This is a genomic window from Candidatus Didemnitutus sp. (assembly GCA_019634575.1).
In the GTDB taxonomy this organism is placed as follows: domain Bacteria; phylum Verrucomicrobiota; class Verrucomicrobiia; order Opitutales; family Opitutaceae; genus Didemnitutus.
In genome coordinates this window covers 144289-169998 of record JAHCAY010000002.1, presented here as the reverse complement: position 1 = coordinate 169998, position 25710 = coordinate 144289, and the positions used below count along the sequence as shown (strand labels likewise).

22 protein-coding genes and 1 pseudogene are annotated in these 25710 nt (G+C 66.0%); 12 read left to right on the top strand and 11 right to left on the bottom strand.

The annotated features are described in order from the left end of the window. The first annotated feature begins 83 nt into the window (after positions 1-83). Positions 84-1361, top strand: a complete 1278-nt coding sequence (locus KF715_15780; protein MBX3738154.1) for a DUF58 domain-containing protein — start codon at positions 84-86, stop codon at positions 1359-1361. A gap of 95 nt (positions 1362-1456) precedes the next feature. Further along, positions 1457-3820: a DUF3488 domain-containing protein gene (locus KF715_15775; protein ID MBX3738153.1), complete on the top strand. Its 2364-nt coding sequence runs from the start codon at positions 1457-1459 to the stop codon at positions 3818-3820. Positions 3821-3892: 72 nt separating this feature from the next. On the opposite strand, the gene mrdA is transcribed toward KF715_15775, so the two are convergent. The 5 genes from mrdA to KF715_15750 are packed head-to-tail and all read right to left on the bottom strand — an operon-like array spanning position 3893 to position 8561. Further along, positions 3893-5842: a penicillin-binding protein 2 gene (mrdA, locus tag KF715_15770; GenBank protein ID MBX3738152.1), complete on the bottom strand. Its 1950-nt coding sequence runs from the start codon at positions 5840-5842 to the stop codon at positions 3893-3895. Positions 5843-5872: 30 nt separating this feature from the next. After that, positions 5873-6406: a hypothetical protein gene (locus KF715_15765; GenBank protein ID MBX3738151.1), complete on the bottom strand. Its 534-nt coding sequence runs from the start codon at positions 6404-6406 to the stop codon at positions 5873-5875. 3 nt (positions 6407-6409) lie between these two features. Next, positions 6410-7252 (bottom strand): rod shape-determining protein MreC, encoded by an 843-nt coding sequence (locus KF715_15760; GenBank protein ID MBX3738150.1) that lies wholly within the window; start codon positions 7250-7252, stop codon positions 6410-6412. Between the two features lie 11 nt (positions 7253-7263). Further along, positions 7264-7494: a hypothetical protein gene (locus KF715_15755; GenBank protein MBX3738149.1), complete on the bottom strand. Its 231-nt coding sequence runs from the start codon at positions 7492-7494 to the stop codon at positions 7264-7266. A gap of 41 nt (positions 7495-7535) precedes the next feature. Then, a complete protein-coding gene (locus KF715_15750; GenBank protein ID MBX3738148.1) occupies positions 7536-8561 on the bottom strand; it encodes a rod shape-determining protein in 1026 nt (341 codons plus the stop codon). Between the two features lie 172 nt (positions 8562-8733). Here KF715_15750 and KF715_15745 point away from each other — a divergent pair, with 172 nt between their 5' ends. From KF715_15745 to KF715_15735, 3 genes are all read left to right on the top strand, one after another. Beyond that, positions 8734-11019 carry a cation:proton antiporter gene (locus tag KF715_15745; GenBank protein ID MBX3738147.1) on the top strand — a complete coding sequence of 762 codons (2286 nt, stop codon included), beginning with the start codon at positions 8734-8736 and terminating at the stop codon, positions 11017-11019. Between the two features lie 241 nt (positions 11020-11260). Beyond that, positions 11261-12277: a tetratricopeptide repeat protein gene (locus KF715_15740; GenBank protein ID MBX3738146.1), complete on the top strand. Its 1017-nt coding sequence runs from the start codon at positions 11261-11263 to the stop codon at positions 12275-12277. A 94-nt stretch (positions 12278-12371) separates the two neighbouring features. Then, a complete protein-coding gene (locus KF715_15735) occupies positions 12372-12698 on the top strand; it encodes a hypothetical protein (protein MBX3738145.1) in 327 nt (108 codons plus the stop codon). 104 nt (positions 12699-12802) lie between these two features. Here the strand turns inward: KF715_15735 and tatA are convergent, their stop codons facing one another. The 3 genes from tatA to dnaG all read right to left on the bottom strand — a co-directional run bounded on the left by tatA (position 12803) and on the right by dnaG (position 17071). Beyond that, a complete protein-coding gene (tatA, locus tag KF715_15730; protein MBX3738144.1) occupies positions 12803-13030 on the bottom strand; it encodes a twin-arginine translocase TatA/TatE family subunit in 228 nt (75 codons plus the stop codon). A 54-nt stretch (positions 13031-13084) separates the two neighbouring features. After that, on the bottom strand, positions 13085-15124 hold the full coding sequence (gene rpoD, locus KF715_15725) for an RNA polymerase sigma factor RpoD (protein MBX3738143.1): 2040 nt from the start codon (positions 15122-15124) through the stop codon (positions 13085-13087). Between the two features lie 66 nt (positions 15125-15190). Further along, entirely contained in the window at positions 15191-17071 is a 1881-nt protein-coding gene (gene dnaG / locus KF715_15720; protein MBX3738142.1) for a DNA primase, read from the bottom strand. A gap of 224 nt (positions 17072-17295) precedes the next feature. Here dnaG and KF715_15715 point away from each other — a divergent pair, with 224 nt between their 5' ends. Further along, positions 17296-18390, top strand: coding sequence for a DUF362 domain-containing protein (locus tag KF715_15715; protein MBX3738141.1), 1095 nt, complete (start codon positions 17296-17298; stop codon positions 18388-18390). Positions 18391-18425: 35 nt separating this feature from the next. Here KF715_15715 and KF715_15710 read toward each other — a convergent pair whose 3' ends face one another. After that, on the bottom strand, positions 18426-18881 hold the full coding sequence (locus tag KF715_15710; protein MBX3738140.1) for a hypothetical protein: 456 nt from the start codon (positions 18879-18881) through the stop codon (positions 18426-18428). A 163-nt stretch (positions 18882-19044) separates the two neighbouring features. Between KF715_15710 and KF715_15705 the strand changes: the two genes are divergently transcribed. The 3 genes from KF715_15705 to rpmG all read left to right on the top strand — a co-directional run bounded on the left by KF715_15705 (position 19045) and on the right by rpmG (position 21239). Then, complete coding sequence (locus KF715_15705; protein MBX3738139.1) at positions 19045-19419, top strand: NADH-quinone oxidoreductase subunit A; 375 nt, start codon at positions 19045-19047, stop codon at positions 19417-19419. Positions 19420-19523: 104 nt separating this feature from the next. Next, complete coding sequence (locus KF715_15700; GenBank protein ID MBX3738138.1) at positions 19524-20876, top strand: PTS sugar transporter subunit IIA; 1353 nt, start codon at positions 19524-19526, stop codon at positions 20874-20876. A gap of 198 nt (positions 20877-21074) precedes the next feature. Further along, positions 21075-21239 (top strand): 50S ribosomal protein L33, encoded by a 165-nt coding sequence (gene rpmG, locus KF715_15695; GenBank protein MBX3738137.1) that lies wholly within the window; start codon positions 21075-21077, stop codon positions 21237-21239. A 143-nt stretch (positions 21240-21382) separates the two neighbouring features. Here rpmG and KF715_15690 read toward each other — a convergent pair. Then, positions 21383-21589 (bottom strand): annotated as a pseudogene (locus tag KF715_15690) (hypothetical protein). Positions 21590-21704: 115 nt separating this feature from the next. Further along, the gene (locus KF715_15685; protein MBX3738136.1) at positions 21705-22766 is read right to left on the bottom strand and encodes an Mrp/NBP35 family ATP-binding protein; all 1062 of its coding nucleotides are present in this window, start codon (positions 22764-22766) and stop codon (positions 21705-21707) included. A 118-nt stretch (positions 22767-22884) separates the two neighbouring features. On the opposite strand from KF715_15685, the gene KF715_15680 reads away from it, so the two are divergent. Genes KF715_15680 through KF715_15670 form a run of 3 tightly spaced genes read left to right on the top strand, consistent with a single transcriptional unit; the run spans position 22885 to position 25706 of the window. Next, entirely contained in the window at positions 22885-24063 is a 1179-nt protein-coding gene (locus tag KF715_15680; protein ID MBX3738135.1) for a PD40 domain-containing protein, read from the top strand. Between the two features lie 21 nt (positions 24064-24084). After that, positions 24085-24861, top strand: a complete 777-nt coding sequence (locus tag KF715_15675) for a YmdB family metallophosphoesterase (protein ID MBX3738134.1) — start codon at positions 24085-24087, stop codon at positions 24859-24861. Beyond that, positions 24858-25706 (top strand): PIG-L family deacetylase, encoded by an 849-nt coding sequence (locus KF715_15670; GenBank protein ID MBX3738133.1) that lies wholly within the window; start codon positions 24858-24860, stop codon positions 25704-25706. Before KF715_15675 ends, KF715_15670 begins: the two co-directional genes overlap by 4 nt. Positions 25707-25710 lie beyond the last annotated feature (4 nt).

The following is a 25710-nucleotide window of genomic DNA, read 5'->3' as shown; positions in this document are numbered from 1 at the left end:
CGCGCCGCGGAATCCACGAAGCTTTCGCCGCGTTCGCGGCGCGGCAGTAGCCGCGCCCTCCAAGGAACCACAGTGCACGCAACATGAACGGTGAAGCGGCCAGCAAGATTTTGACCGCGGTCGACTGGCAGGGGCCCGGGGCCAAGGAGCGGACGCGGCGCGTGTTCAGCTGGCAGGCGCTGGTGTGGTCGCTGGTTTTTCCGCCGAAGCGCCATCGCATCGGCGTGACGGTGCCGGGCGTTTTTCTCATCGGTCTGGCGATGGGTATCGGCACGGCGGCCTACAACACGGCGAGCAACATCCTGTTCATCACGCTTTCGCTGCTGTGCGCGTGCCTGCTACTGAGCGGGCTGATGTCGTGGTTCAATTTCATGGGCGTGTGCTGGCGCGTGCGGCCGCTCAATGCGTGGCGGGCCGGCCACGAGACGATGGTGACGATCGAGGTGCGCAACACGAAGCGGCGGCTGCCGACCTACGGCCTGTGGTTCGACCTCGCCACGCATCCGCGGGCGAAGGATTCCGATCCCGTGCCCGATCTGGCGAAGGAGAAAGTCCGCGCGGTGCTCGCGGCGGCGGAGAAGGCCGTGACGCGCGGACGGGTATTCCTGCGCGAGCGGATCGAGCCGCACGGCGAGATCGTGCTCGACTGGGTGCATAAACCCGAGAAGCGCGGCGAGCACGTGCTGGCGCTCGAGGCGGTGGGGTCGTTTTTCCCGTTCGGATTCCTGCGCAAGAGCGTGGGTGCTGGGCTGCGGCAGACGGTCGTGGTCTGGCCGGCGCAGGTGGATTACCAATGGCGGGCGGCGGCAGGCGCGAGCGGCGGCCACTCCGGGCGGCGGACGGCGCGCGCTGGCACCGGCGAGGATTTGCTGGCGTTGCGGCGTTATCAGGCGGGCGATTCGCACCGGCTCGTGCACTGGAAGGCCTCGGCGCGATTGGGAAAGCTCATGGTGCGCCAGTTCGCGGCGGAGAGCTTGGACGGGTTTGCGTTGAGCGTGGAGACGCCCGCGGAAATCTGGACGCGGCCGGAGCAGTTCGAGGTGTTGTGCAGCTTTGCCGCGACCCTCGCGGAGGACTTGTTCGCGGAGGGGCGGTTGCGCGGCGTGAGCGTGAACGACCGGTGGATCGAGACGCGGCGCGTGCGCGACGTGGAGGCGGTGCTGGACTTGCTGGCGACGGTGGAGGTGGTCGGGCGGGATATTCCGACCCCGCCGCGATCGTCGCCGGATGCGCGCACGACGGCGGGTTCGGGAGACACCGTCCGACATGGCAAGGCGGCGCGCAATCTCATCACGTTCGCGCCGGAAGGAGCGCGCGGGGTCACGGCCTATGTCGATGACGTGCCCACGGCTTCGGCTTAGCCCGTGATCGCGAATCAAGAGTATCCCGCAGCAGAGATGGCCGCCCACACAACGAGCTCTGAGGTGGTCGCCGCCGTCCCCGGCGGCGACGAGGCGTGCGCTGCGATCTGTCGCCGTCGAGGACGCCGGCGACCACCTTTAGGCAGCACGATCTTAGCGTGGCCCAGAATGACAGGAGGCAGCCTTTTGGGGGCCATTTTCCGGAGCGCCACCGTTGGAGGCATGCGATGAGCGCGCGTCCGCAGTTGACGCTCGATGAGTTGCGGCGGCTCAAGTGGCTGCTCGGCGGGGTGCTCGCGCTCGTCTCGTTATGGACGGTGTTCTTCCTCGATGTGGAGGCGCTGGGGCTCGTGGCGATCGAGAGCGTCGTGATCGCGGCGGCGGTGGTCTGGCCGCAGTTGCCGGCGCGCGTGCCGGCGCTGGTGTGGCGGCTGGCGGTGCCGGCGATCATCGCGGGCGTGGCGGCGGATTTCTATTTCAGCGCGGAGACGCTGCCGGTGCTGATCCGGCTGGCGGTGCTGTTGGTGCTGTATCGCGCGGTGGCGTATCGGCGGAAGCGCGAGGATTTGCAGCTGATCGTGCTCGGGCTGTTCCTCGTGGTGGTGGGCGGCGTGCTGACGGTGGCGCTGGAGTTCGCGTTCCTGCTGCTGTTGTTCACGGCGTGCGCGTTGGGATTTTTGTTCGTCGTCACGCTGATCGACATGGTGGACACGGGGCCGCGGGTGATGCGGCCGGAGGAGATGCGCGAGGTGCCGGCGTGGGCGCGCGGCGGCTGGCGGCCGTTCGCGGCGCGGCTGCGGGCGGTGGCGGACTGGCGGCTGCTCGGGTTCGGCGGTGCGCTGTTCGCCGGGGTCGTGGCGATGTCGGCGGTGTTGTTCCTGCTCATCCCGCGCTTCGAGATCGGGAGCAGTTTCTTCCTCGATAAATACATCACGCGGAAGAGTCGCACGGGATTTTCGGAGAGTGTGCGGTTCGGCGAAGTGAGCGAGCTGGTGCAGGACAACAGCGTGGCGCTGCGCGTGGATCTGCCGGCGGGACCGAAGCCGGCGGCCGATCTTTATTGGCGGCTCGTGACGCTCGATGAATACACGCCGGAGGGGTTCCGCGTCTCGAGCTGGATGAAGGCGCACCTGCGGGCGAACCAGAGTTTCACGCGCATTGTGCGCGGCGGCGGTGCGTGGACGTCGGGGCAGATGCAGTCGGGCATGTGGACGGTTTATCTCGAGCCGGGAGTGAGCCGCTACCTGCCGTTGCCGGGGGCGTTCGCGATGTTGCGGTTGCGCGATCAGGCGGCGGTGCAGGTGAGCGCGCAGAACCGGTTGGTGGCCCTGCAAAACGATCCGCTGGCGATGACGGCGTTCCAGATCGATGGCATCGCGCTGGCGCCGGTGGTGCGCGATGCGGGCTTTGCGGCGCTGTTGAACGGCTGGGTGCAGGGCGATGAGGCGATGCGGCGCGAGCGGCGCTACGATGCGCGCACGATGCTCGCGGGCCCGGCTGGCGCGGAGAATGCGGCGGTGCTGCGGCGCGTCATCGGTGAAGTGGCGGGCGGAGCGGCGTTGCCGCCGGAGCAATTCGCGGAGCGGGCGACGGCGTGGCTGCGCGAGCGGCACGCGTATGCGCGGGCGGTGCGAATCCCCCGCGGCGGCGGCGACGACATCGTGCGCTGGCTGGATTCGCGCGAGGCGGGGTTTTGCGAGCACTTCGCGGCGGCGTTGACCGTGCTGTGTCGCGCGGCGGGACATCCGGCGCGGGTGGTGGCGGGTTTCCACGGCGGCGCGTTGAACGGCTTCGAGGATTACCTGATGGTGCGCAACTCGGACGCGCATGCGTGGGTCGAGGTGTTCAATGGTCGCGACGCTTGGGTGCGGGTCGATCCGACGCCGGGCGGCGTGGTCGGGGAGGTCGCGACTCAGGCGGCGCAGGCGACGGAGCGGGCGCGGGACAGCAGCTGGACGGCGCGGTTCGATAGCTTGCGAGTGCTGTGGTATCGGCGCGTGGTGAGCTTCGACGCGCGGCAGCAGGTCGAGTTGATGGACAGCGTGAAGAGCGCCACGACGAGCACGGGCGATGTGTTGCGCGCGCGGCTGGAGGAGTGGGCGAAGCGGCTGAAGGCGTGGTTCGCGGGACCTTGGGACTGGCAGCGTGTGGGGCGCGGGTTGGCGGGTGCGAGCGCTGCGGTGTTGCTCGCGATCGGGGTTGTGCGAGCGGCGGCGTGGTCGCGCGATCGTTGGCAGTTATGGCGCGATCCGCGGGCGCTCGATCCGGTGCGGCGCGAGGCGGGGCGGGCGTTGGCGCGGATCAGAGGACGGAAGATGGAAGACGGAGGACCGAGGACGGTGGACGCGGCGATCGGGGCTGTGGTGGCTGACTTGGAGCGTCTGCGGTATGGGCGGCGCGAGACGTGGCCGGAGCCGCGCGGGGTTTTTCGGCGCGCGCGGGCGGCGGTGCGCGGGTAGGGCGCGGACTCCGTTCCGCGCCGTGGGTTTTTCGGCGGCGAAGGGACTCGCCGCCCTACCTTTCTGGGAACGTCACTTGATCTTGAACTCGGCCTTCGGGGCCGCGGGGGCGTTCTTCTTTTCGAAATATTTTCGGATGATCGCGTTGGCGACCGGGGCGGCGTTCACTCCGCCGCCGTAGGTTTCGCCGATGGTGTCGCCCTCAAGCATCACAGCGATGGCGATCTCGGGGTTCTCGGCGGGGGCGAAGCAGATGAACCAAGCAAAGTTGATTTTGCCGATGAGCTTGCCGCCCTCGTAGACGTCCTTTTGGGCGGTGCCGGTCTTGCCGGCGATGGTCACACCGGGAACCTTGTAGGGGCCCTTGGTGATCAACGAGGCGGTGCCTTCGGTGGTGGTGCCGATCATGCCTTCGACGATGGCGGCGCGTTCGTGGTCGGAGAGGCCGATGGGTGGCGTGTGCTGGGCCGGCGCGTTTTCTCGGTGGATGAGGGTCGGCGTGGTGTAGAGTTCGTTGCGTGCGACGGATGCGGTGAAGCACGCCATCTGCAATGGCGTGACAAGGAGGAAGCCTTGGCCGATGGAGTAGTTGGCGGTGTCGCCGCCATACCAGGGTTCATTCCAGCGCTTTCTTTTCCAGGCGGTGTCGGGCACGAGCGACGCGTCGGATTCGGGGAGTTCGATGCCGGTGCGCTGGCCGAAGTGGAATTTGCGCGCTTCTTCGGCGATGCCGTCGGGGGTGGTGAGCCGGCCGGCTTCGTAGTAGTAGACGTCGCAGCTATGGGCGATGGCGTCGGAGAGCGTGACGTGGCCGTGGTGCCCGCGGCCGTTGTCGCAGTAGAAGGTGCGCCCGCCGATCTGCACGGTGCCGTCGCAGAAGGTGATCGGTCGGTCGGGAACGATCGCGGCGTGTTGGAGCGCGGCGATGCTGGTGAGAATTTTGAACGTGGAGCCGGGAGGAAAGGCGCCGTCGATCGCGAGGTTGAGCTCGGCGTGCTGCTCCTGGATCTCCTTGTAGGTTTCGGCACTCATGCGCGGATACCAGGCGTTCGGGTCGTAGTCGGGCTTGGAGCTGAGCGCGAGGACTTCGCCGGTGCGCACGTCGAGGGCGACGGCGGCGCCGGTGCGATCGCCGATGGCTTCCTCGGCGGCTTGCTGAAGATCGATGTCGATCGAGGTGGTGATGCTTTCGCCTTGTTTCGGGGTCCGTTTCTCGAGGGGCGGGTTGATCTTATAGCCGGAGGGGTCGACGCGGTAGATCGCGCCGCCGGCCTGGCCCTGGAGTTTGGCGTCGAAGCGTTTTTCGAGGCCGGCGCGGCCGTAGGCGCCCTTCATCTTGAAGGTCATGAGGTCGTCGTGGCCGAAGGCCTCGGCGTCGGGGTTCGCGTCGACGCCGACGTAGCCGAGCACATGGGCGGCGGCGCGGCCGTAGGGATAGTAGCGTGTGCTGGAGGCGTAGACTTGCAGGGGGGAGTTGACGGGGAGCTTCTCGACGAGGCGGGCGTATTCGGCGGGGGAGAGATCCTCGATCAGCGTGTAGGGGAGGAGGCGCGAGCTCTCGAAGTGGCGGTTGAGATCGGCCTGCTTGATCTGCTCGTGGCGGCCGAGGATGCGGTTGACCTGCTCGAGGTAGCGCTCGGTGACGGTGGTGCGGACGATGCGGTTGACCTGGCTGCTGTTGGGGCGCTCGTCCTTCGGCAGGGCGCGGAAGTTGCGGACGACCTTGTCGTATTCGGCGCCGAAGTCGCTGCGGAGCTCGGCGAGGTTGAGCACGACGGAGAAGCGCGCGCGATTACCGACGAGCACCCGGCCTTCGCGGTCGTAGATGTTGCCGCGCGGGCCAGGCACGATGATGCGGCGCTGGCTCTGCTTGCGTTCGTCGTCGGAGTTTTGCGAGCTGCGGAGCAGTTGCTGCCGACCGACGCCGATGCTCAGGACGAGAACGAGCAACGCCACGAGGCCGTAGAAGGCGAGGAGGCGCGGGTTGCGCGCGGCGTGGGTTTCGATCGGGGCGGAGCTCACGGTGGAAACAAAGCGCGCGGGGCGAAAAAATCAAAGCTGCACGCGGCGGCCGGTCTCGGGATCGAGGCGGGCGAGGGCGAGCAGTCGGGCGTTGAGCGCCATGAACCACGGCGTCGCGAGCGCGATGACGAGTTGGGAGAAGATGAGGTCGACGAAGACGCGCAGCCAGGCGTTGGCGGGGTGCGGATTGTCGCCGATGAGGAGCGTGGTGAGCGCGAGGACGAGGAACAGGTTGGCGAGCAGCGCGACGACGGTGGCGAAGATCGGTTCCTCGCGCGGGAAGCGCTTGCGACCGTAGAGCAGGACGGCGTGCACGAAGCCAAGCAGCACGAGGTGCGTGCCGAACGGCGCGGGCGTGAGCGAGTCGAAGGCGAGGCCGGTGAGCGCGGTGGCGAGGAAGCCGTGGCGATAGTCGAGCCGCAGCGCGGCGTAAGGAACGAAGAGGCCGGCGAGGTAGAGCGAGACCGCGTAGGGTGCGAGGTAGTGATTGGCGAGGCCGGCGAGCCAGAGGAGCAGGAGGTTCGCGAGGAGGACGAGCAGCCAGCGGATGTCGCGTTGGCGCATGCGTCAGAGGGCCTCGGGCGTGACGGGCACGAGCACGGTCACTTCGCTGAGGGCGCCGAGGCGGTTGTCGAGATCGACGTCGCCGCTCGCGAACAGGCCGTCGGTGGACGGCTCGAGGTGCGTGACGTCACCGATGGTGAGGCCGGGCGGAAACACGCCGCCGAGGCCGGAGGTGACGAGGTGGCGCGGGTGACTGGGCGTGGCGGAGATGTCGGTGGGAACGAACTCGACCGAGCCGCGCGGGTTCTTGAAGGAGTCGTTGATGCCGCCCTGATAGGAGATGGGGCGGTTGTTGTTGTCGCCCTCGACGCTGGCGGCGATGCGGAACGTCGGGCTGGAAACGAGATCGACGACGGCGGTGTAGGCGTGGACCTCGACGACGCGGCCGACGACGCCGCCGACGAACACGACCGGCGCGCCGACGGGGATGCCGTAATTGCGGCCCTTGCGGATGACGAGGCGCTGCCACCAGGCGGTGAAGTCGCGCTTGGCGACGCGTGCGGGCTCGGCGCGATGCGCGGGGAAGGGCGGGAGCTTGAGGAGGTTTTCGAGGCGGAGGATCTCGGCGCGGAGCTGCTCGTTTTCCTGGAGGCGGAGTTCGTAGGCGGCGTTGAGGCGGGCGAGGTCGCGGCCGGCTTCGATGATCTCGTTTTTCGGGCGTGTGCGCAGCGCCCAGAATTCCTGGAGGTCGGTGACGTAGGATTGGGCGGCGGCGAAGGGGGCCTGGAGCTCGAAGAAGGTGACGCGCGTGAAGGACTTCACGGCCAGCGGCACGAGCAGCCAGAGCAGCAGCACGAGGCCGAGCGTGGCGAAGGGACGGGCTTGATCGAAGCGTTTATCGGACACGGCGGCTGCGACTAAAGGTTTTCAGGATTCAGTTCGCGCTTCGCCGATTGCACGAGCTGCGCGTAGTTGGGGGCAAACACCGGGACGTTTTTTTCCAGAACGCTCTGAATCGCCCAAAGAGCCATACGCTCGGAGGAATCGAGCTCGCGTTCATGAATGCGCTTCTCATCGAGTTTGGCGAGTGCTTCAAACGCGATCAGCGCTTCAGCGGCTGTCAGCTCGATTTTGACGGGCTGGTTCATTGGGGATGGCGACTTGGTCGCCAAGCGCTTTCGCCAAGCGCTCAAAAATCCGCCGCGATGCGGTAGAGCTCGTCGATGTTGTTCAGGAAGACGCCGGTGCCGTTCGCGACGGCGGAGAGCGGGTCGTCGGAGACGGTGACGGGCAGACCAGTCTTCTCGGAGAGGAGCTTATCGATGCCGCGGATGAGCGAGCCGCCGCCGGCCATGACGAAGCCACGGTCGACGAGGTCGGCGGAGAGTTCGGGTGGGCAGCGCTCGAGGGCGGCGCGCACGGCCTCGACGATCGCAGCGATGGTGTCGGCGAGGGCTTCGCGGATTTCCTGTGAGGTGATGTGAATCGTCTTCGGCAAACCGGCGACCGAGTCGCGGCCCTTGACCTCCATCGACAGCTCGGTGTCGAGCGGGTAGGCGGAGCCGATGGTCATCTTGATTTCTTCCGCCGTGCGCTCGCCGATGAGGAGGTTGTAGGCGCGCTTCATGTAGTTGATGATGGCGAGGTCGAGCTCGTCGCCGGCGACGCGGATGGATTTCGAAAAGACGATGCCGGAGAGCGAAATGATCGCGATCTCCGTGGTGCCGCCGCCGATGTCCACGATCATGTTCGCGGCGGGTTCGTCGACGGGCAGGCCGACGCCGAGCGCGGCGGCCATGGGTTCGAGAATGGTGATGACTTCGCGGGCGCCGGCGTGGGTGGCGGACTCCTTCACGGCGCGCTTCTCGACCTCGGTGATGCCGGAGGGGATGGCGACGACGACGCGCGGCGAGACGACCTTGGAGTTGTTGTGCACCTTCTTGATGAAGTAGCGCAGCATCGCCTCGGTGATGTCGAAGTCGGCGATGACGCCGTCCTTCATCGGACGGATGGCGGTGATGTTGCCGGGCGTGCGGCCGAGCATCTTTTTGGCTTCGTCGCCGACGGCGAGGACCTTGCGGCTGCCGGTGTGGACTGCGACGACCGACGGCTCACGCAGGACGATGCCCTTGTCCTTCACGTAGACGAGGGTGTTGGCGGTGCCTAAGTCGATGCCGATGTCGTTGGAAAAAAGTCCCAGCAGTTGGTTGAACATGTCGCGGTGGCAGGGTTTCCGAATCAAAGCCGCGTGCGAGCGAAATTGTCAAAACCAAAGCCGTTGAACGGCGGAGGTTTGGGCGGGCTTGGAGGGGCGGAAAAGGCCGGGGCGGAGGCTTGACGCGGGGTGGGTTTGCCAGCGTCTTGGACGTGCCCTGTGCGGGCGTTGCATGCACGGAACGGAATTCGTCCAGGACCTCGCGATCGTGATGCTGGTCGCCGGCCTCGTCGGCTGGCTGTGCCATCGTGTCGGGTTGTCGGTGGTCGTGGGCTATCTGGCGGCGGGCATGGTGATCGGTCCGTATACGCCGCCGTTTTCGCTGGTGTCGGATGTGGCGCGCATCGAGACGCTGGCGCAGGTGGGGTTGGTGTTCCTGATGTTTTCGATCGGGATGAAACTGAGCTTGCGGAAGCTGCGGCGGCTCGGGATTTCGCTGATCGTGGCGACGGTGGTGGGCGCGTTTGTCGTCTATTCGATCGCGCGGGCGGTCGGGGCGGGGCTGGGCTGGGCGCCGGTGCAGGGCGTGATCCTCGCGGCGATGTTGATGGTGTCGTCGTCGGCGATCATCAGCAAGGTGTTGCAGGATCTCGGGGTGACGCACGAGAAGGCCGGGCAACTGGCGATGGGCGTGTCGGTGCTCGAGGACATCGTGGCGGTCGTGATGCTGGCGATTCTCAATTCGCTCGTGTCGACGAGCGGGCCGCAGGAGGCGATGGGGGAGACGCTGGGCATGCTGGGTGCGTTCGTGGTGCTGGCGGGGGTGGGCGGGCTGCTGCTGGTGCCGTGGCTGCTCAGAAAACTGACGATTACGGCGGACGACGAACTGACGACGATCGTGACGGCGGGCCTGCTCTTCATGCTCGCGATCCTGGCGCAGCGGGCGGGGTTTTCGCTGGCGCTCGGGGCGTTCCTGCTCGGTGCGATCGTGGCGGAGACGCCGCACCGCACGCAGGTGGATCGGGCGTTCGAGGGCATGCGCGACGTGTTCAGCGCGGTGTTCTTCGTGGCGATCGGGATGATGATCAATTTGAAGGCGGCGGCGCATCTGTGGTGGCTGGTGCTGCTGCTCGGCGTCGTGACGATCCTCGGGCGGACGTTTGCGGTGGCGGTGGGCATGATGGTGACGGGCGCGGCGACGCGTGACGCGGTGCGCGTCGGCGTGTCGGCGACGGCGTTGGGCGAGTTTTCGTTCATCATCGCGCAACTCGGCATTGCGGCGGGCGTGCTGCCGGCGGAGTTCCAGGCGGTGGCGGTGGGCGTCTCGCTGCTCACGACGCTGGCGGCGCCGGTGCTGATGAGGCGGGCACCGCGGATCGGCGAGTGGGTCGAGCAGCGTCAGCCGAAGTGGCTGGAGGATTGGCTGGGTTATTATCGCGGGTGGCTGGAGCGGCTGATGGCGCGGCAGAAGAAGAACCTCCTCTGGCAGCTGAGCCGGAAGCGCCTGATCCAGGTCGCGGTCGAGGTGTTGCTCGTGACGGGGCTGCTGTCGTTCGCGGAAAATCTGCTCGAGGCGGTGCTGCCGTTCATCCCGGGCGAGAAGTTTTTCCCGCAGGCGCCGCGGGTGCTGTTCTGGTGCGGGCTCGCGGTGGTGGTGCTCGCGCCGCTCATCGCGATCTGGCGCAACGTGGCGGCGCTCGCGATGCTCTACGCCGAGGTGAGCACGGCGGGGCAGGCGAACCGCGCGAAGCTGCGGCCGATGGTGGAGACGGGCATCAAGGTGGTGGCGGGACTGGTGATTTTCGTGTGGCTCACGGCGGTGATGCCGGTGGGAGTGATGGGACGCTGGGTGCCGGTAGTCGCGGTGTTGCTCGCGGTGGGCGTGGTGATTTTTGCGCGGCAGAAGCTGGTTTACTGGCACAGTGTGCTCGAATTGGAGCTGCAGGATCGCATCGTGCAGAATGACGAGAGGTTCACCGGCACCACCGCGCCGTGGCTCGCGCAGCACAGCGAGTGGCACCTCGGACTCACGGAGTGCGTGCTGCCGGATCAGGCGAACGCGCGCGGGCTGACGCTGGGCGAGCTGGCGTTGCGGGCGAAGTTCGGCGTCGTGGTCGCCGGCATCGAGCGGCAGGGCGTGATGGTGGGCAATCCGTCGCCGGAGACGGCGCTCTATCCGCGCGACAAGATTCTGCTGTTGGGCGACGCGAAACAGACGGCGGCGGGCAAGGCGTTCCTGCTCGGCGTGGCGGGCGCGCACGCGGCATCGAATTTCGACGAGGTGCGGATGGAGACGTGCGAGCTGCCGCACGACAGCAAGCTGGCGGGTCGCACGCTCGCGGAGCTGGCGCCGACGCGGCATTGCGGCGTGCAGGTGGCGGGCATCAATCGCGGCGGCCTGCGCATCCTGAATCCGGGTGGTGACGAGAAGCTGTTGCCGAACGACGACGTGCTGGTGCTCGGGAGCCCGGACCAGATCGCGGCGTTCAAGAGCTGGGCGCACGAGGGGACGGCGTAGGCGAGCGGCGCGGCGGCGCGGTGCTTGGAGTCTGGCGGCGGCGAGCGTTTCGGTCTGCGCGATTGCAACCCGGCCGCGATGGGATACAATGACGGGTGAAGTTTGGGCTCCTCGCTGCGTGGGCCAAGAGGGTCTCCTCGTGTTCCCGACTTGTCGCAGTATCTCTTGCGTCGTCATTTGCCTCTTCGCTCTCGCGCCGGGGGCGGCGGGAGTAGTTTCCGGAGCGGAAGGTGCGCCGGCCGTGCCTCCGTCGGCGGACGAGCCGAGTTATTTTCCGCCGGAAGACGCCCGCGAATTGCTGAGATTGGACGAGCCGATGCGGCGCTTTTTTGCGGAGCGGGTCGACCGACGTGCGGCCCATGCGGTAATTCTCCAACAGATCGTCGCGGCGATCGTTCGCCCGACCGACTTGGGTTTTGCCTACGCCTCCGACGGGCTCTACGACGCGCGGGAGTCGTTTCGGCGTCGCCGGGGCGGGTGCGTGAGTTTCGCGATTCTCGTCGCGGCAGTGGCGCGGGAATACGGCGTGGCGGTGCAATTCCAGGAGATGGACACGGCGGCGCGGTGGAACCGTTTCGAGGGATTCGTCGCCTCGGTGCGGCACACGAATCTGCGCTTGGTGGACGCCACGCACATCTACACGGTGGATCTGCGACCGGATCTGGGACGAGCCGACGACGGGAGCGGCAGCGCGTTGGTCGTGCCGGACCGGCGCGCGTTTGCGCACTTCTACAGCACGGCGGGCTTCTTCCGGCTGGTGGCCGGCGACACAGCCGGGGCGTTGCGGCTCATGAAACTCGGAACGGAGTGCGATGCGAAAAGCTGTTTCGTTTGGGCAAACTTGGGCCAGCTCTACGCGCGAACCGGAGATCTGCCGCAGGCGCGCGATTGCCTGGAACAATCGCTGCGACTCGATCGACACGGGGAGATGGTCTTGGTTTGCCTCGTGGATGTCCTCCGTCGGCAGGGTGGAGTGGAGAATCTGAAACTGGCGGAGAAATACGAACGTCGCGCGCAGGCGATGCGGGTGCGGAATCCCTACTATCACTTCAACCTCGCCGTCGTCGCGCAGGACACCGGAGACTGGCAGGCGGTGGAGCGGCACGTCCGGCAGGCGATGCGGTTGAAGGACGACGAGATCATGTTCCACGAGTTGCTGGTGGAGGCGCTGCGCCGGTTGGAGCGGACGGCGGATGCCCAGCGCGCCGAAGCCAGGCTGGCGGCTCTGCGCGAGCGGTCCGTGCCGGTGCACCGCTGAAGCTTTGCACGGCTCGCCCGCCGCGGGGTTGCCGGGAGGTTCTTAATGGTTCACTGTGTGCCTCGTCGACCCCTTCAACCGAAACGATCCGGCGATGAATGCGCTCAAGGTCAGCCTGATTTATCTCCTCCTCATGGCGGGCGTCTTTGCGGGCGGTCCCGACGAAAACGGGATCAGCGGGAGGTTCTTCAACGCGCCGGTCACGGATCTGCTTATGGTCCATGCGCGGATCTCGGGCCAGCCGATCGCGGCTTCGGCGGAGGTGAAGGCGATCAAAGCGGGGATCAACTTGAGTCTGAAGAACGAGTCCAAGGCCGGCGCGTTGCGTCGCATCGAGCAGGCGTTGCTCGAGCAGGCAGGGGTGCAAATCTCGAGGGAAACAGATGGCAGTGTCTCGGCGCGGAAAGTCGGAGCGACATGAGGCGGTGATCGCGGGACGAATCAGACCGCGCCGGGTGCGGCGTTCGCGGCCAACAAAAAAGCGCGCCGGGTGGCGCGCTTCGGAATGGAGAGCGATGGGCGGGCTCAGTTGTTGCCCGGCTTGGTCTCGGTCTTCGCCGCAGGCTTCTTGTCGTCCTCTTCGTCGGCCTCCTTCGATGCTTTCTTGAATTCCTTCACGGACTGGCCGAGGCCCTTGGCGAGCTGCGGGAGCTTGGAGCCGCCGAAGAGCAGCAGCAGGATCACGAGGATGAGAATCAGCTCGGGACCGCCGAGGCCGAAGAGGCCGGCGAGAGGGAGAGTGACGTGGGACATGGTGAGCGGAGGCTACTTTGGAGAGAGAGTGAGTAAAGGCGCAAACCTGCGCGTTTAGTGCGAAGAGGGCGGCGGGAAGCCGCCGAGGAACGGCGGGAGGGCCGACGGCATCGGCCGGGCGAAGGGATTGCCGGCGCCGCCGGGGCCGCCCTGCTTGATGAACTGCGGCGGGATCGCCGGCGGCTTCTTGAGGAGGTTCTGCGGATTGTCGATCTGCTCGGCGTCGAAGAAGCCGTGCAGCTGGCGAATGCGCGTCGGGTGGCGCATCTTGCGGAGGGCCTTGGCCTCGATTTGGCGGATACGCTCGCGGGTGACTTTGAATTGCTTGCCGACTTCCTCAAGCGTGCGGCTGTAGCCGTCGACGAGGCCGAAGCGCAGCGTGAGCACGCGGCGCTCGCGCTCGGTGAGCGAGTCGAGGACGTCCATGATCTTCTCACGCAGGAGCGAGAAGGCGGTCATGTCGTAGGGATTTTCCGCGGACTTGTCCTCGATGAAGTCGCCGAAGCTGGTGTCGTCGCCGTCGCCGACGGGCGATTGGAGCGAGATGGGCTGCTGCGCCATCTTCATGATCTGCTGCACGCGCTCGACGGGCAGGTTCATTTCCTCGGCGACTTCCTCGGGCGTCGGCTCGTGGCCGAATTCCTGGAGGAGCTGCTTCTGGACCTGCATCACCTTGTTCAGCGTCTCGATCATGTGGACCGGGATGCGGATGGTGCGCGCCTGGTCGGCGATGGAGCGGGTGATGGCCTGGCGAATCCACCACGTGGCGTAGGTGGAGAACTTGTAGCCGCGGCGGTATTCGAATTTCTCGACCGCCTTCATGAGGCCCATGTTGCCTTCCTGGATCAGGTCGAGGAAGGAGAGGCCGCGGTTCGTGTATTTCTTCGCGATGGAGATGACGAGGCGAAGGTTGGCCTCGACCATTTCGGTCTTCGCCTGGTGCGCTTCGCGGATGTGCTTGCGGCCGGTCTTGAGCGTTTCCATCAGCGCCGTCGGCGTGACGCGCAATTCGAACTCGAGTTCGCGCAGGCGGGCGTTGACGGCCTTCACGTCGATCGAGGCGTCCTTCTTGGACTTCGGGTGCTTGGCGCGCGCGAGGTCGTTGTTGCACTTCTCGATCTCCTCGATCTTCGGCGCGAACTCGATGAGGAAGTCCTCGAAGACCTTCAGCTTGAAGTAGAATTTGACGTAGTTCTGCTTGAGCACGTTGTCGCGCTTCTTGAAGCGGACCATCGCGTTCTTGCGGGACTTCTCGTCGCGTGCTTTCTGGGCGTCAGCCCAAGCCTCCGTGGCGGCGGCGTCATTCTCGCGCGTGGACTGGACGAGTTTTTCGAGGCCCTTGAAGTAGGCGTCGCGGCTCTCGATCTTCTTGTCGATGACGAGGCGGTCGAAGCGCTCGGCGCGCTGGAGGAGTTTCTCGCCGAGGTCGGCGAGGTATTTGCCGACGGGTCCGATGGCGAAGAGCGCGGCTTGCGCGTTCATCTCGGCGGTCTCGATGCGCTTGGAAATTTCGACTTCCTGCTCGCGTGTCAGCAGCGGGACCTGGCCCATCTGCTTGAGATACATGCGCACCGGGTCGTCGAGGATGTCGTTGTTCGACGTGCGGGACTCTTCCTCTTCGGCCTCTTCCTGACGCGCCTTGTAGCCTTCGACTTCCTGTGGATCGAGGATGTCGATCTCGAGGTTTTGGAGGACGGAGATGACGTTCTCGATGTCCTCGGGATTGTCGACGGACTCGGGCAGCGCCTCGTTGATGTCAGCGTAGGTGAGGTAGCCCTGCTCCTTCGAGAGGCGGATGAGGTAGCGGATCTTGTCGTTGAGGTCTCCGGAGAGATTCTCGAGCGCCTTCTCCTTGAACTCCTTCGCGGCGTCGGCGACTTCGGCGAGTTGCGCGCTGGCCGGCTTCACGGGTTCGGCGTGCGGCTTCTCGGCGTGTTTTTCCGCGTGCTTCTCGGCCGGATGCTTTTCCGGCGCGGCCTTCGCGGGAGCGTGCGCGGGCTTCGGCTCGTGGCCGTGCGCGGTCGGCTTGGCGGACGCTTCTTTGGCTTTGGTGGAAGGCTTGGCGGCGGGTTCGTGCTTGGTTTTGCGCGACATGGGCGAAAGGAAAGGGCTTGGTCTAAACGACGTGACAGCGAAGCAGTTGGGGCGCGGCGGACAGCGTCAGGAAGCGAGAATGAGCTTCGGCGGATTTTGGAGCTGTCGGATGATATCTGCGCGTTGCTTCAAGAGTGAAAATAAGTGCGCGTCACCATTTGTGCCCTGAGAGGCTATTTCAAGTTCTATTTGCCTCAGCCGCGGCTCGAGGAAACGGCGGTGGAGCGCGCGCAGGCCCTCGTTGGCGAATTTGACGAGGTCCTCGTCGCCCGGACCCTCGAAGAGCAGGGTGGCGGCGAGTGCTTTTTCCTCTTCTGTCTCAAGGAGTTGGTCGAGCGCCTCGCGTCCGGGCCAGCCGTTGTGCTGGGCTTCGGCGAGGATGCGGTCGAGGAGACGGCCGGCGAGCGTTTCGGTGTCGATCCAGTCGTGCGGCAGCTGTTGCGAGAGGCCGAGCAGGAGCGGTTCGTGGTGCAGGCAAAGGTAGAGCAGGTGCTCCTCGGTGGGCTTGGCAGCTGAATCGGGCGAGGCAGGTTTCGCAGCGTCGCCGTTGCCATTTTGCGCGGCGGGAGCGGCGTAGCGCGCCTGGCCGGCTTGGCGGGCGACGAACGCACGGAGGTCGCGCTCGAGCGCGGCGGTGGGCAGGCGCAGCAGCTGCGCGACCTCGGACACGAAGCCCGCACGCGCGACCTCGCTCTCGGCCTGCGCGATGATCGCGAACAGTTCCTGCGCGACGCGCGCCTTTTGCTCCGCGCCGGCGGCGCCGACGTTCGGCAGCAGCGAGCGCACGGCGAACTCCATGGCACCGAGGGAATTTTTCCGCACTTCCTCGTAAGCCGCGAGGCCGCGCTCGAGGAAGAGCAGATCCGGATCGAGCTTCGACGCGCCGGCGAGCATCAGGAAGCGCGCTTCGAGTCCGGCCTTGAGCGCGAGCGGCAGGAAACGCAGCGCGGCTTTCTGGCCCGCGGAGTCGCTGTCGAAGAAGCACTCCACCTGCGAGTGGTAACGGCGCATCAGCAGCAACTGGCCGTCGGTGATCGAGGTGCCTTGCGGCGCGACGGCGGTCTTCAGGCCGACGCTCCAACAGCGCATCGCGTCGAGCTGGCCTTCGACCATCACGAACGGATGGCCGTCGCCGACGGCGGTGCGCGCGCGATCGAGGTTAAACAGCAGGTTGCTCTTCGTGAAGATCAGCGTCTCGGGCGAGTTGACGTATTTCGCCTCGTGCGAGGCGTCGTCCGTCGGCGTGAGTTCGAGCTGTCGCGCGGTGAACGCGACGACGCGGCCTTGATGATCGCGGATTGGAATCATCAACCGTCCGCGGAAGCGCGGCCGCATCGTCGCCGAGGTCACCGGCATGCCGTCGCGCACGAAGAACAGGCCGCACTGGCGCAGCGAGTCGTCGGAGAAGCGGCGTTTGATCAACGCCTCGGCGAGCGCGCGATCCTCGACGGGCGCGAAGCCGATCTTGAATTCGTCGGCGAGCTCCGGCGTGAATTTCCGGTTCTTCGTCCAGTAGTCGCGGATCCAAACGCCGTGCGCGTTGTTCGCGAGGAACGCCTGCCGATAAAAATCCGCGGCGACGTCGTGCAGGTCGAAAATTTCCTGGCGCAGCGAGCGCTCCTCGCGCGTCGGTCCGCCGCTGCCGGCCTCGTATTCGAGTTCGACGCCGAAGCGTTTCGCGAGCGTCTCGGCGGCCTCGGTGAACTGTAGGCCCTCCGTCTCCATCACGAACGACAGGATGTCGCCCGCCTTGCCGCAGCCGAAGCACTTGTAGAAACCCTTGTCGGTCGTGACGTGGAACGACGGCGTCTTTTCCGAGTGGAAAGGGCAGAGGCCCTTGAAGCGGTTGCCGCCCGCCTTCTTCAACGCCACCGTGCGTGCCACGACATCGTGGATGTTCACGCGGAGCTTCAAGTCGCGCAGGCTGCTGGCTTTAATGACGGGCACGCGGGGAAAGCACTAGACCCGCACGGCGACACGCGCCGAGGAAAATCTTGCGGCGGTCGGCGGGCGAGGAACGGTCCCGCGCCGGGCGGCTTTCGTCCCACCGGGGCCGGCGGCGCCCGCGAGGTATTGCGACAGAGATTAAACTTTTCCGCGCCGGGGCGGTCTGTCAACGTGCGCCGCCCTTGCAACGGGGACGGTGTGGCCCACCGTCTCACACATACTTCATGACCTTTTTCTCCGTTCGCGGCCTCCGGCTGCTCTCGCTCTCCTTCGCTCTCGTCGGCGTCGTCGCGCACGCCCAGAAATCCGAGCCGGCGTCCGCGCCCGCCGCCAATCCGGCGAAACCAACCGGCGCGCCCGAAGTGCCCGTGTGGGAGGCGAAGTTGCCGGATTTCAGCGAGGCCGCTTATCGCTATGCGGTGGAACAGGTGCTGCAAAAGATCGAGCAGACGAACGGCCAGCCGATCCATCCGGGCAAAAAGAAGAAGGTCGGCCTGAAGATCTACGCCGACTCCGGCCCGGGCCTCGCGACGCCGTTTCCGCTCGTGCGCGCCGTGATCGAGTCGCTCGAGAAGCGCGGCTATCAGCGCGAAAACATCTTCCTCGTCGGACTCAATCCGCTGCGCCTGCGCCTGACCGGTTTCCTGCCGTCGTTCGCGACTGGCGTCTCGCCGTTCCCGGGGCATCAGGTGTTCGTGCTCGAATCCGGCAAGTTCTACGATCCGGCCTGGTTCTACGACAGCCCGCTCCCGGCGCGCTTTGATCCGGTGACCAACGACCGCGCGGTTGAGCAGGCGGCCGGCGGCAAGAATTCCTCCACGCTCGAAGAGGACCGCAAGAGCTTCCTCGCCACGCCGCTGTTCCTTGACGCGGATTTCTGGATCAACCTGCCGGTCTATACCGACCATCCCGTGCTCGGCGTGAACGGCGCGCTGGTGAACGCGACGCTGTGGAACGCGTCGAATACCTTCCGCTTCTTCAAGAGCCCCGCGACCGCGCCGGCGGCCGTGGCCGAGATGGCGGCGATTCCCGAACTCCGCGAAGGCTGGGCGCTCACGCTCGTGAGCCTGCAGCTCTACCAGTTCATCGGCGGCCCGTATTTCAATTCCCTCTACACGCTCTCGGAGCCGAAGCTCTGGGCCAGCGCCGACCCGGTGCTGCTCGACTCGCTGATGCTCGACAAGATGAACGCCGCGCGCAAACGCACGGGCTTCCCGCCGATCGATGAGGACCAGACGCGCATGCTCGACTTCGCCGTCCAGCTCGGCGTCGGCCATCGCAAGATCGACGGCGAGATCATCCGCCCGCTCGGCCAGTAAGGCGCGGTCGATAAAGCGAACCGCGCGCGGTGCCGCTACTTGGTGGGGATTTCCGCGGGCAACTGCAGGACGTGCAACTTGTAGTCGACCGCGGGGTCGGGCGTCACCATCGGCATGCGCGGCGGCACGAAAACTCCCTTCGCGATCGGCATCGGCGCGAGGCGCAGGATGTCCGGCTTCGGCGCGATGTGCATCGCGGGAAACTCGCCGTCGCCCTGCGGTGTGATCGGTTTCGGATCGGGCAGATTCCACGGCCGCGGGCCGGGTCGCCGCGGCGTCCGCAGCGCCGGTGCTTCGATCGTCATCGGCTCGCGTTCTGCGGCACCGGTCGAGAGATCGGGCCTCAGCCGTCCGTCCGGCAGGCGCAGACGCAGATCCGGCGCCATGATCGGGTCCAGAATCTGGTGATCCTTGGTCGGATCGGTGAAGTAGCGCGCTTCCGTTGACGCGGCGGTTGCGAACAGGGCAACCGCAGTCAGGGCGATTTTCATGGGGTGGGAGAGGAGCGGCCCGCTCCCGTGATGACAGCCGCGGCGCGCTCCGGTTCAAAACAATTAATGGTCGGACGCAGTGCGGCTACGGTCGCGTGCGAAGTGTGTCCGGATGGGAGTTTCCCCTTGAACCCGGCGCGCGCGCGACAACGCTAGCGCGCCGATGTCTTCCGCCGCTTACCTGCCGATCCTCGTCCAAGTGACGCTCGCCGCCGTCATCACCGGCGGTGTCGTGGCCGCCAGCCATCTGTTCGGCCAGCGGTTCAAGAAGAACGCGATCAAGGACAGCGCCTACGAGTGCGGCATCCGCTCCGAGGGCAGCACGCACACGCGTTTCTCGGTGAAGTTCTACGTCACCGCGATGCTCTTCATCCTCTTCGACATCGAGGTGGTGTTCCTCATCCCGTGGTCGTTCGTCTACCGCGATTTCCTCGCCAACCACATCGCGATCCTCGCGCCGATGCTGTTCTTCCTCGGCGTGCTCGTGCTCGGCCTTTTCTACGAAGTGCGCAAGGGCGCGCTCGAGTGGGAGAAATAAGTCGGGTTCGGAGTTGAGAGCTGAGAGTTGAGAGTCCGCTCAGCTGCATCGTCACGGAACCTGTCTCTCAATCCTCAACTCTCAGCTCTCAACTGTAGCAGCTCATGCGGCTAGACAAATACATCACCCGCAGTCGCGTCGTCGACTTGGCCAGCGCCGACATGGAAGGCGCGCTGGAGGAGTTGCTCAATCTCACGGTCGACCGCTTTCCGGATCTCGACAAGGGCGCGCTGCTGAAAGGCCTGTTGCGCCGCGAGAACACGATGACGACCTACCTCGGTCTCGGCGTCGCGCTCCCGCACGTGCGCGCGAAGATGGGCCGCCGCTACGTCATCGCGATCGGTCGCAGTCATTACGGCATCCGCTACGACGGGGCCATCGAGAGCGAGCCGGTGCGACTCGTGATCATGCTCATCGCCGACGAGCGCGCGCGCGATTACCTGCAAGTGCTCGCGTCGCTGGCGCGGTTGCTGAAGGAGCAGGATTTCGTCGACAGCCTCGTCCACGCGCCGGACCTCGACACAGTCTACGAGCGACTCTTCGCGGGTTTCGGCGGTATCTCGGAAAAGCGCGTTCAGACGTCCGCGAATCGCGTCAGCCACATCGTGCTGAAGGAGGCGGAAAAGATCGCGCGCAGCACCGGTTGCAAGGCGCTCATGGTTTTCGGCGACACCTTCACCGGCAGCTTCGAGACGCCGAAGTGGGGCAGCGCGCTGAAGACTTACCTCGTCACGCGCAACCTCGTCGATGGCGAGGACCACCCCGCGCGCTACAACGAGACGATCCAGGTCCGCTCATTCTCCAACCAGCGGCTCGCGCAACTGCGCAGCGCCGTGCTCGTCGGTCTGACGCGCGGCACGATCACGTTTTCCGACCGCCTCTGCTGCGTCGGCGGTATGGCAGGCTCGAATCAGTTCGACACGGTCGTGGTCGTGGACGTGGAGAAGGAATTCCAGACGCTACTCTCCGGCCACGCAGACCTGTTGCCCGAAGACGTGAAGCCCGAGGTGCTCGAACGCGTGATCGGCGTCGCCACCGAGCTCGCCGTCGAAGGCCGTGAAGGCCGCCCGGTCGGCTGCCTCTTCGTCGTCGGCGACAGCGCAAAGGTCGAGAAGGCCTCGAAGCCGCTCGTGTTGAATCCGTTTTACGGCTACCGCGAGGAGGACCGAAACATTCTCAACCCGTTCATGGACGAGACCATCAAGGAGTTCTCATCGGTCGACGGCGCGTTCATCATCCGCGGCGACGGCGTCGTGGAGACGGCTGGATCGCTCCTCCAGGCCGCCGATTTCAACCACTCGCTGCCGAGCGGCCTCGGTTCGCGCCACGCGGCGGCGGCGGCGATCTCGGTCGCGGCGGACTGCATCTCGGTCGTGGTGTCGTCGAGCACCGGACAGGTGACGCTCTTCCGGCGCGGCGTGATGATGCCGCTGACGGAAAAGAAGGTAACCGCCTGAGCGGGTGAGGGTAGGCCGGTTTCGTCAATGAGCGTGGAGGGCGCGGCTACCGCCGCGCCGTGCTGCGGAGGCCTGATGGAGGATTCGCGACGCGGCAGTAGCCGCGCCCTCTAGTATTCCCGGGTTTTCCGAAAAAGTTTTCTGTTGCGCACCGACGAGCCGGGGCTTTGCTCTCGTCCCTTCCAACCCATTTAAGTCATGCAAGAAACCGTCATCCTGGAGTGCACTGAGGCCCGCAAAGAGGGCAAACCCGTCTCGCGCTACCTCACCAAGCGCAACAAGAAGACCGTGACCGAGCGCATCGAGAAGAAGAAGTATAACCCGCACCTCAAGCGCCACACGCTCCACAAGGAGATCAAGTAAGTCTTCCGCCCGGCGCCCGCATTTCGAGGCGTCGCAAATTTCAAAGGCCGGTCTCGCGACCGGCCTTTTGCTTTGCCTGCTTACTTCTTCGCCGCCGCCGGAGCGGGCACGGCGCTGCTCGCGCCCTGCGCAGCGAGCTGGGCGCGGCGATTCGCCCGCCAGGCATCGCGATGCTTGCGGATCCAATCCAGCAGCGCGCGCTCGAAACCGATGTCGTAGCCGAGCCGCTCGGACTCGAGCCACTTGTGTTTCAAAATCTCCTCCCGCTCGGCCAGAAACTCCTGGTAGAGGCTCGACTGCTTGACGAACTCCTTGCTGCCTTTGTTGGCGATGACCGGGGTGGGCGTCATGACAGTCGACGTGATCACAGGCGACAAATCGGCTGCATGGCGCAGCGAGCGATTGGATGCGAGGGGCCCTTCATTGCCGGTAACGTAGGATTTGCCGTCGGCGCGTGTCAACCGGCTAGACCTTCAATTTCGTGAGCATCGTTTCCGCGATCGAGCGGAAGACGCGGGCCGGTTTACTGTCCGGTTGATTGACCACCACCGGTAGGCCGCAGTCGCCGCCGGCGCGAATCTCGGGGAAGAGGGGAACTTGTCCCAGGAGAGCCGTGCCGAGCGACTCCGCCGTCTCGGCACCGCCACCTTCGCCGAACAGCGCCTGGCGCTGGCCGGTCGCATCCTCGAACCAGCTCATGTTTTCCGCCACACCGAGCAGCGGGACGTTCACCTTCTGGAACATCAGACCGCCCTTGCGCGCCACGTTCGTGGCCGCCGTCTGCGGCGTGGTGACGAGCACCGCGCCGTCCAGCGGCAGCGTCTGCACCAGCGACAGTTGCGCGTCGCCCGTGCCCGGCGGCAAATCGACGAGCAACACGTCCAGCTCGCCCCACTTCACGTTCTGCACGAACTGCTGGATGGTCTTCATCACCATCGGTCCGCGCCAGACGACCGGCGTGTTGTCGTCCACGAGGAAACCCATCGACATCACCTTCACGCCATGACGCTCCAGCGGGACGAGCGACTCGCCGTCGATCTCCGGCCGGCCCTCGATGCCCATCATCAGCGGCACGCTTGGGCCGTAGATGTCGCAATCCATCAAGCCCACGCGGCCACCCTGGCCGCGCTCTTCGAGCACCTGTGCCAGCGCGCACGCGAGGTTCACCGCGAACGTCGATTTGCCCACGCCGCCCTTGCCCGAGGCGATCGCGACGGAGCGCTTGATGCCCGTCGGCGCCGTGCCGCCGCCGAGGTTGGCCTGGCCGGGCTTTGGCGGCGCCTTCGCCGCCGAGACCGCGAGCTCGACGATCACGTCCGTGACGCCCGGCTGCGCCTTGAGGCATTTTTCGATCTCCTGCTTCAGCATCGTCGGGACCTTCGGGTCCGAAGTAGTGATCGCGACCGACACCTTCGCCGTGCCGCCGTCGAACGCCGCGCCGCGCACCAGTCCGAACGACACGATGTCGCGGCTGAAGCCGGGATATTTCACTTGCTTGAGCGCTTCCTTGATCGAGTCGGAGTTCACGGGAAAAGGTGACGATGAAATGGCTTGGAAAACAGAGGGAGTTGAAGTTGTTCCTAAAGGGTCGGGAGTAAAATCAAAACCCGCCCGCTCGCTCACCATTAAAGCCCGTCCCATTCTCATGCAGAAAACTTTCGCACTCCTCCTCGGCCTCGCGCTCGCCGCCCCCGTTCTCGCGCAGCCGATCAACATCGGCTCGATCGACGTCGCCGCCGACACTTCCGCCTTCGCCGTCTCGATCAGCTCCAACACCGCCGAGCTGCAAAACCTCGCGCTGCAGGCCTTCAATTCCCACGGCAAATTCCGCCTCGTGCAGAGCGGCGGCGCATTCGCGATCCGCTTCGACAGCGCCGGCGCGAACCAAGTCACCGTCACCGTCTCGCAGCGCGGCAGCGCGATCTTCACGCAGACCGTCTCCGGCACCAGCACGCGCAACGCCCTTCTCAAAGCGGCTGACGCCGCCGTCACCAAGACCACTGGCCTGCCCGGCATCTTCGCCGGCAAGCTCGCGTTCGTCACCGACCGCGGCGGCCAGCAGACGATCATGACCGGTGACCTCTTCTTCGGCGACCTCTTCAGCCATCCCGTGCAGGGCAAGAACATCATCGGGCCGCGCTGGTCGCCCGACGGCAGCCGCATCATCTTCACGAGCTATCGCACCGGTTTCCCCGATATCTACCTGCTGAATCTCCGCACGCGCTCGCTCGACACGCTCGTCAGCTTCAAGGGCACGAACAGCGGCGGCCGCTTCTCGCCCAACGGTGATCGCCTCGCGATGGTGCTCTCCGGCGAAGGCAATCCCGAGATCTACGTCGGCAATGCGCAAGGCCGCCAAATCAAGCGCCTGACCAACAACCAATCCGTCGAAGCCTCGCCCGCGTGGTCGCCTGACGGCGCGCGCCTCGTCTTCACCTCCGACGCGGCGGGCGGTCCGCAACTTTTCGTCATGCCCGCCGCTGGCGGCCAGATGACGCGCCTCTCCACCAACATCTCGAAATACTGCGCCGAGCCCGATTGGAGCCGCGCCGATCCGAATAAGATCGTCTTCACCACCGGCATCGGCCGCGGTTACCAGATCGCGGTGTTCGACTTCGCCGCGCGCACCGCGAAGCAGGTCTCGAAAGCGCCCTACGACGCCGTCGAGCCCGTCTGGTGCGCCGACGGCCGCCACGTCGTGTGCACCTTCCGCACCGCGACCAATCGCGCGCTTTTCCTCCTCGACACCGAGACCGGCAAAGCCACGCGCCTCAGCCCGAGCGCCGCCGGCAACGCCTGGAACGCCGCCTACCTCGCGCCGTAACCTTCGCTGCACGGCGCGCGCATGAAACTTCTCTTCATCGGTGACATCGTCGGCCGCCCCGGCCGCGATGCCGTCGCCGCGCTCGTGCCGAAATTGCGCGCCGAGCGGGGACTGGATTTCGTCATCGCCAACGCCGAGAACTGCGCCGCCGGCGCCGGCATCAACGGCCCGCTCGCGAAAAGCCTCCTCGAAGCCGGTTGCGACGCGCTCACGCTCGGCGATCACGTCTGGGACCAGAAAGGGTGGGAGAACGAGATCGCCAGCTTCGAGCGCGTCTGCCGACCCGCGAACCTCCCCGTCGCGTGCCCCGGTCGCACTCATCTCATCCTCGAGAAAAACGGCTTTCGCCTCCTCGTCTTCACCGTGCTCGGACGGAATTTCATGGGCCCGAAGGTCGATTGCCCTTTCGACACTGCGGAGAAAATCCTCGCTGCCAACGCCGGCCGATTCGACGGTGCGCTCGTGGAAATCCACGCCGAAGCCACTTCCGAGAAGCAGGCGATGGGCTGGTTCCTCGACGGCCGCGCGACCGCCGTGCTCGGCACGCACACGCACGTCGCGACCTCGGATTGCTCGCTGTTGACGAAGCAAACCGCGTTCCAGTGCGACGTCGGCATGACCGGCCCGCACGACTCCGTGCTCGGCCGCGACACGAGCGCCGTCATCGCGCGCTTCCGCGACGGCATGCCGCGGCGCTTTGAAGTGGCGAGCGGCGATGTCCGCCTGTCAGGCACGATCGTCGAGTTCAACGCCGCCGGCCGCGCCGAGAAGATCGAATGGCTCACGCTTTCCGCATGAAGTTCCACCAACCCGCCGCGGACATCCACATCCCCGATGGAGCACCCATCGCCGCCGCGCTCGCCCGCACGACGCACCTGTGCATCGCCGCCCACCAGGACGACATTGAAATCATGGCCCACAGCGCCATCGCCGCCTGCTACGGCCGCGCCGATGCCGGCTTCACCGGCGTGGTCGTCACCGACGGCGGCGGCAGCCCGCGCGCGGGTCGCTTCGCGACGATGACCGACGACGAGATGAAGCTCGTCCGTCGCGACGAACAGCGCCGCGCCGCCGATCTCGGCCGCTACGCCGCGCAAATCCAGCTCGCGCATCCCAGCAGCGTCGTGAAGGACGCGCGCACTTCGGTTGTCGTGGAAGACATCGCGGCGCTCCTCGCGACCATGTCGCCGCGCGTCGTCTATCTGCACAATCCGGCGGACAAACACGACACCCACATCGCCGTTTTTCTCCGCTGCCTCGCCGCGCTGCGCGCGCTGCCGCCGGAGAAGCGTCCGTCGCAGGTCCTCGGCTGCGAAGTGTGGCGCAATCTCGACTGGCTCCTCGACACCGACAAGACCGTCCTCGACGACTCCGCGTTGCCCGACGTCGCCGCGCAGCTCATCGGCGCGTTCGAGTCCCAAATCGCCGGCGGCAAACGCTACGACCTCGCCATCGCCGGACGCCGCCTCGCCAACGCGACCTTCTTCACGTCGCACGTGACGGACAAAGCCAACGCCCTCACGTGGGCGATGGACCTCGCGCCACTCGTGCGCGATCCGTCGCTCGACGTGGAATCCTTCACGCTCGGCTACATTGACCGCCTGCGCGCCGATGTCGCCGCGCGCCTGAAGAAGTTCGCGTGATGCT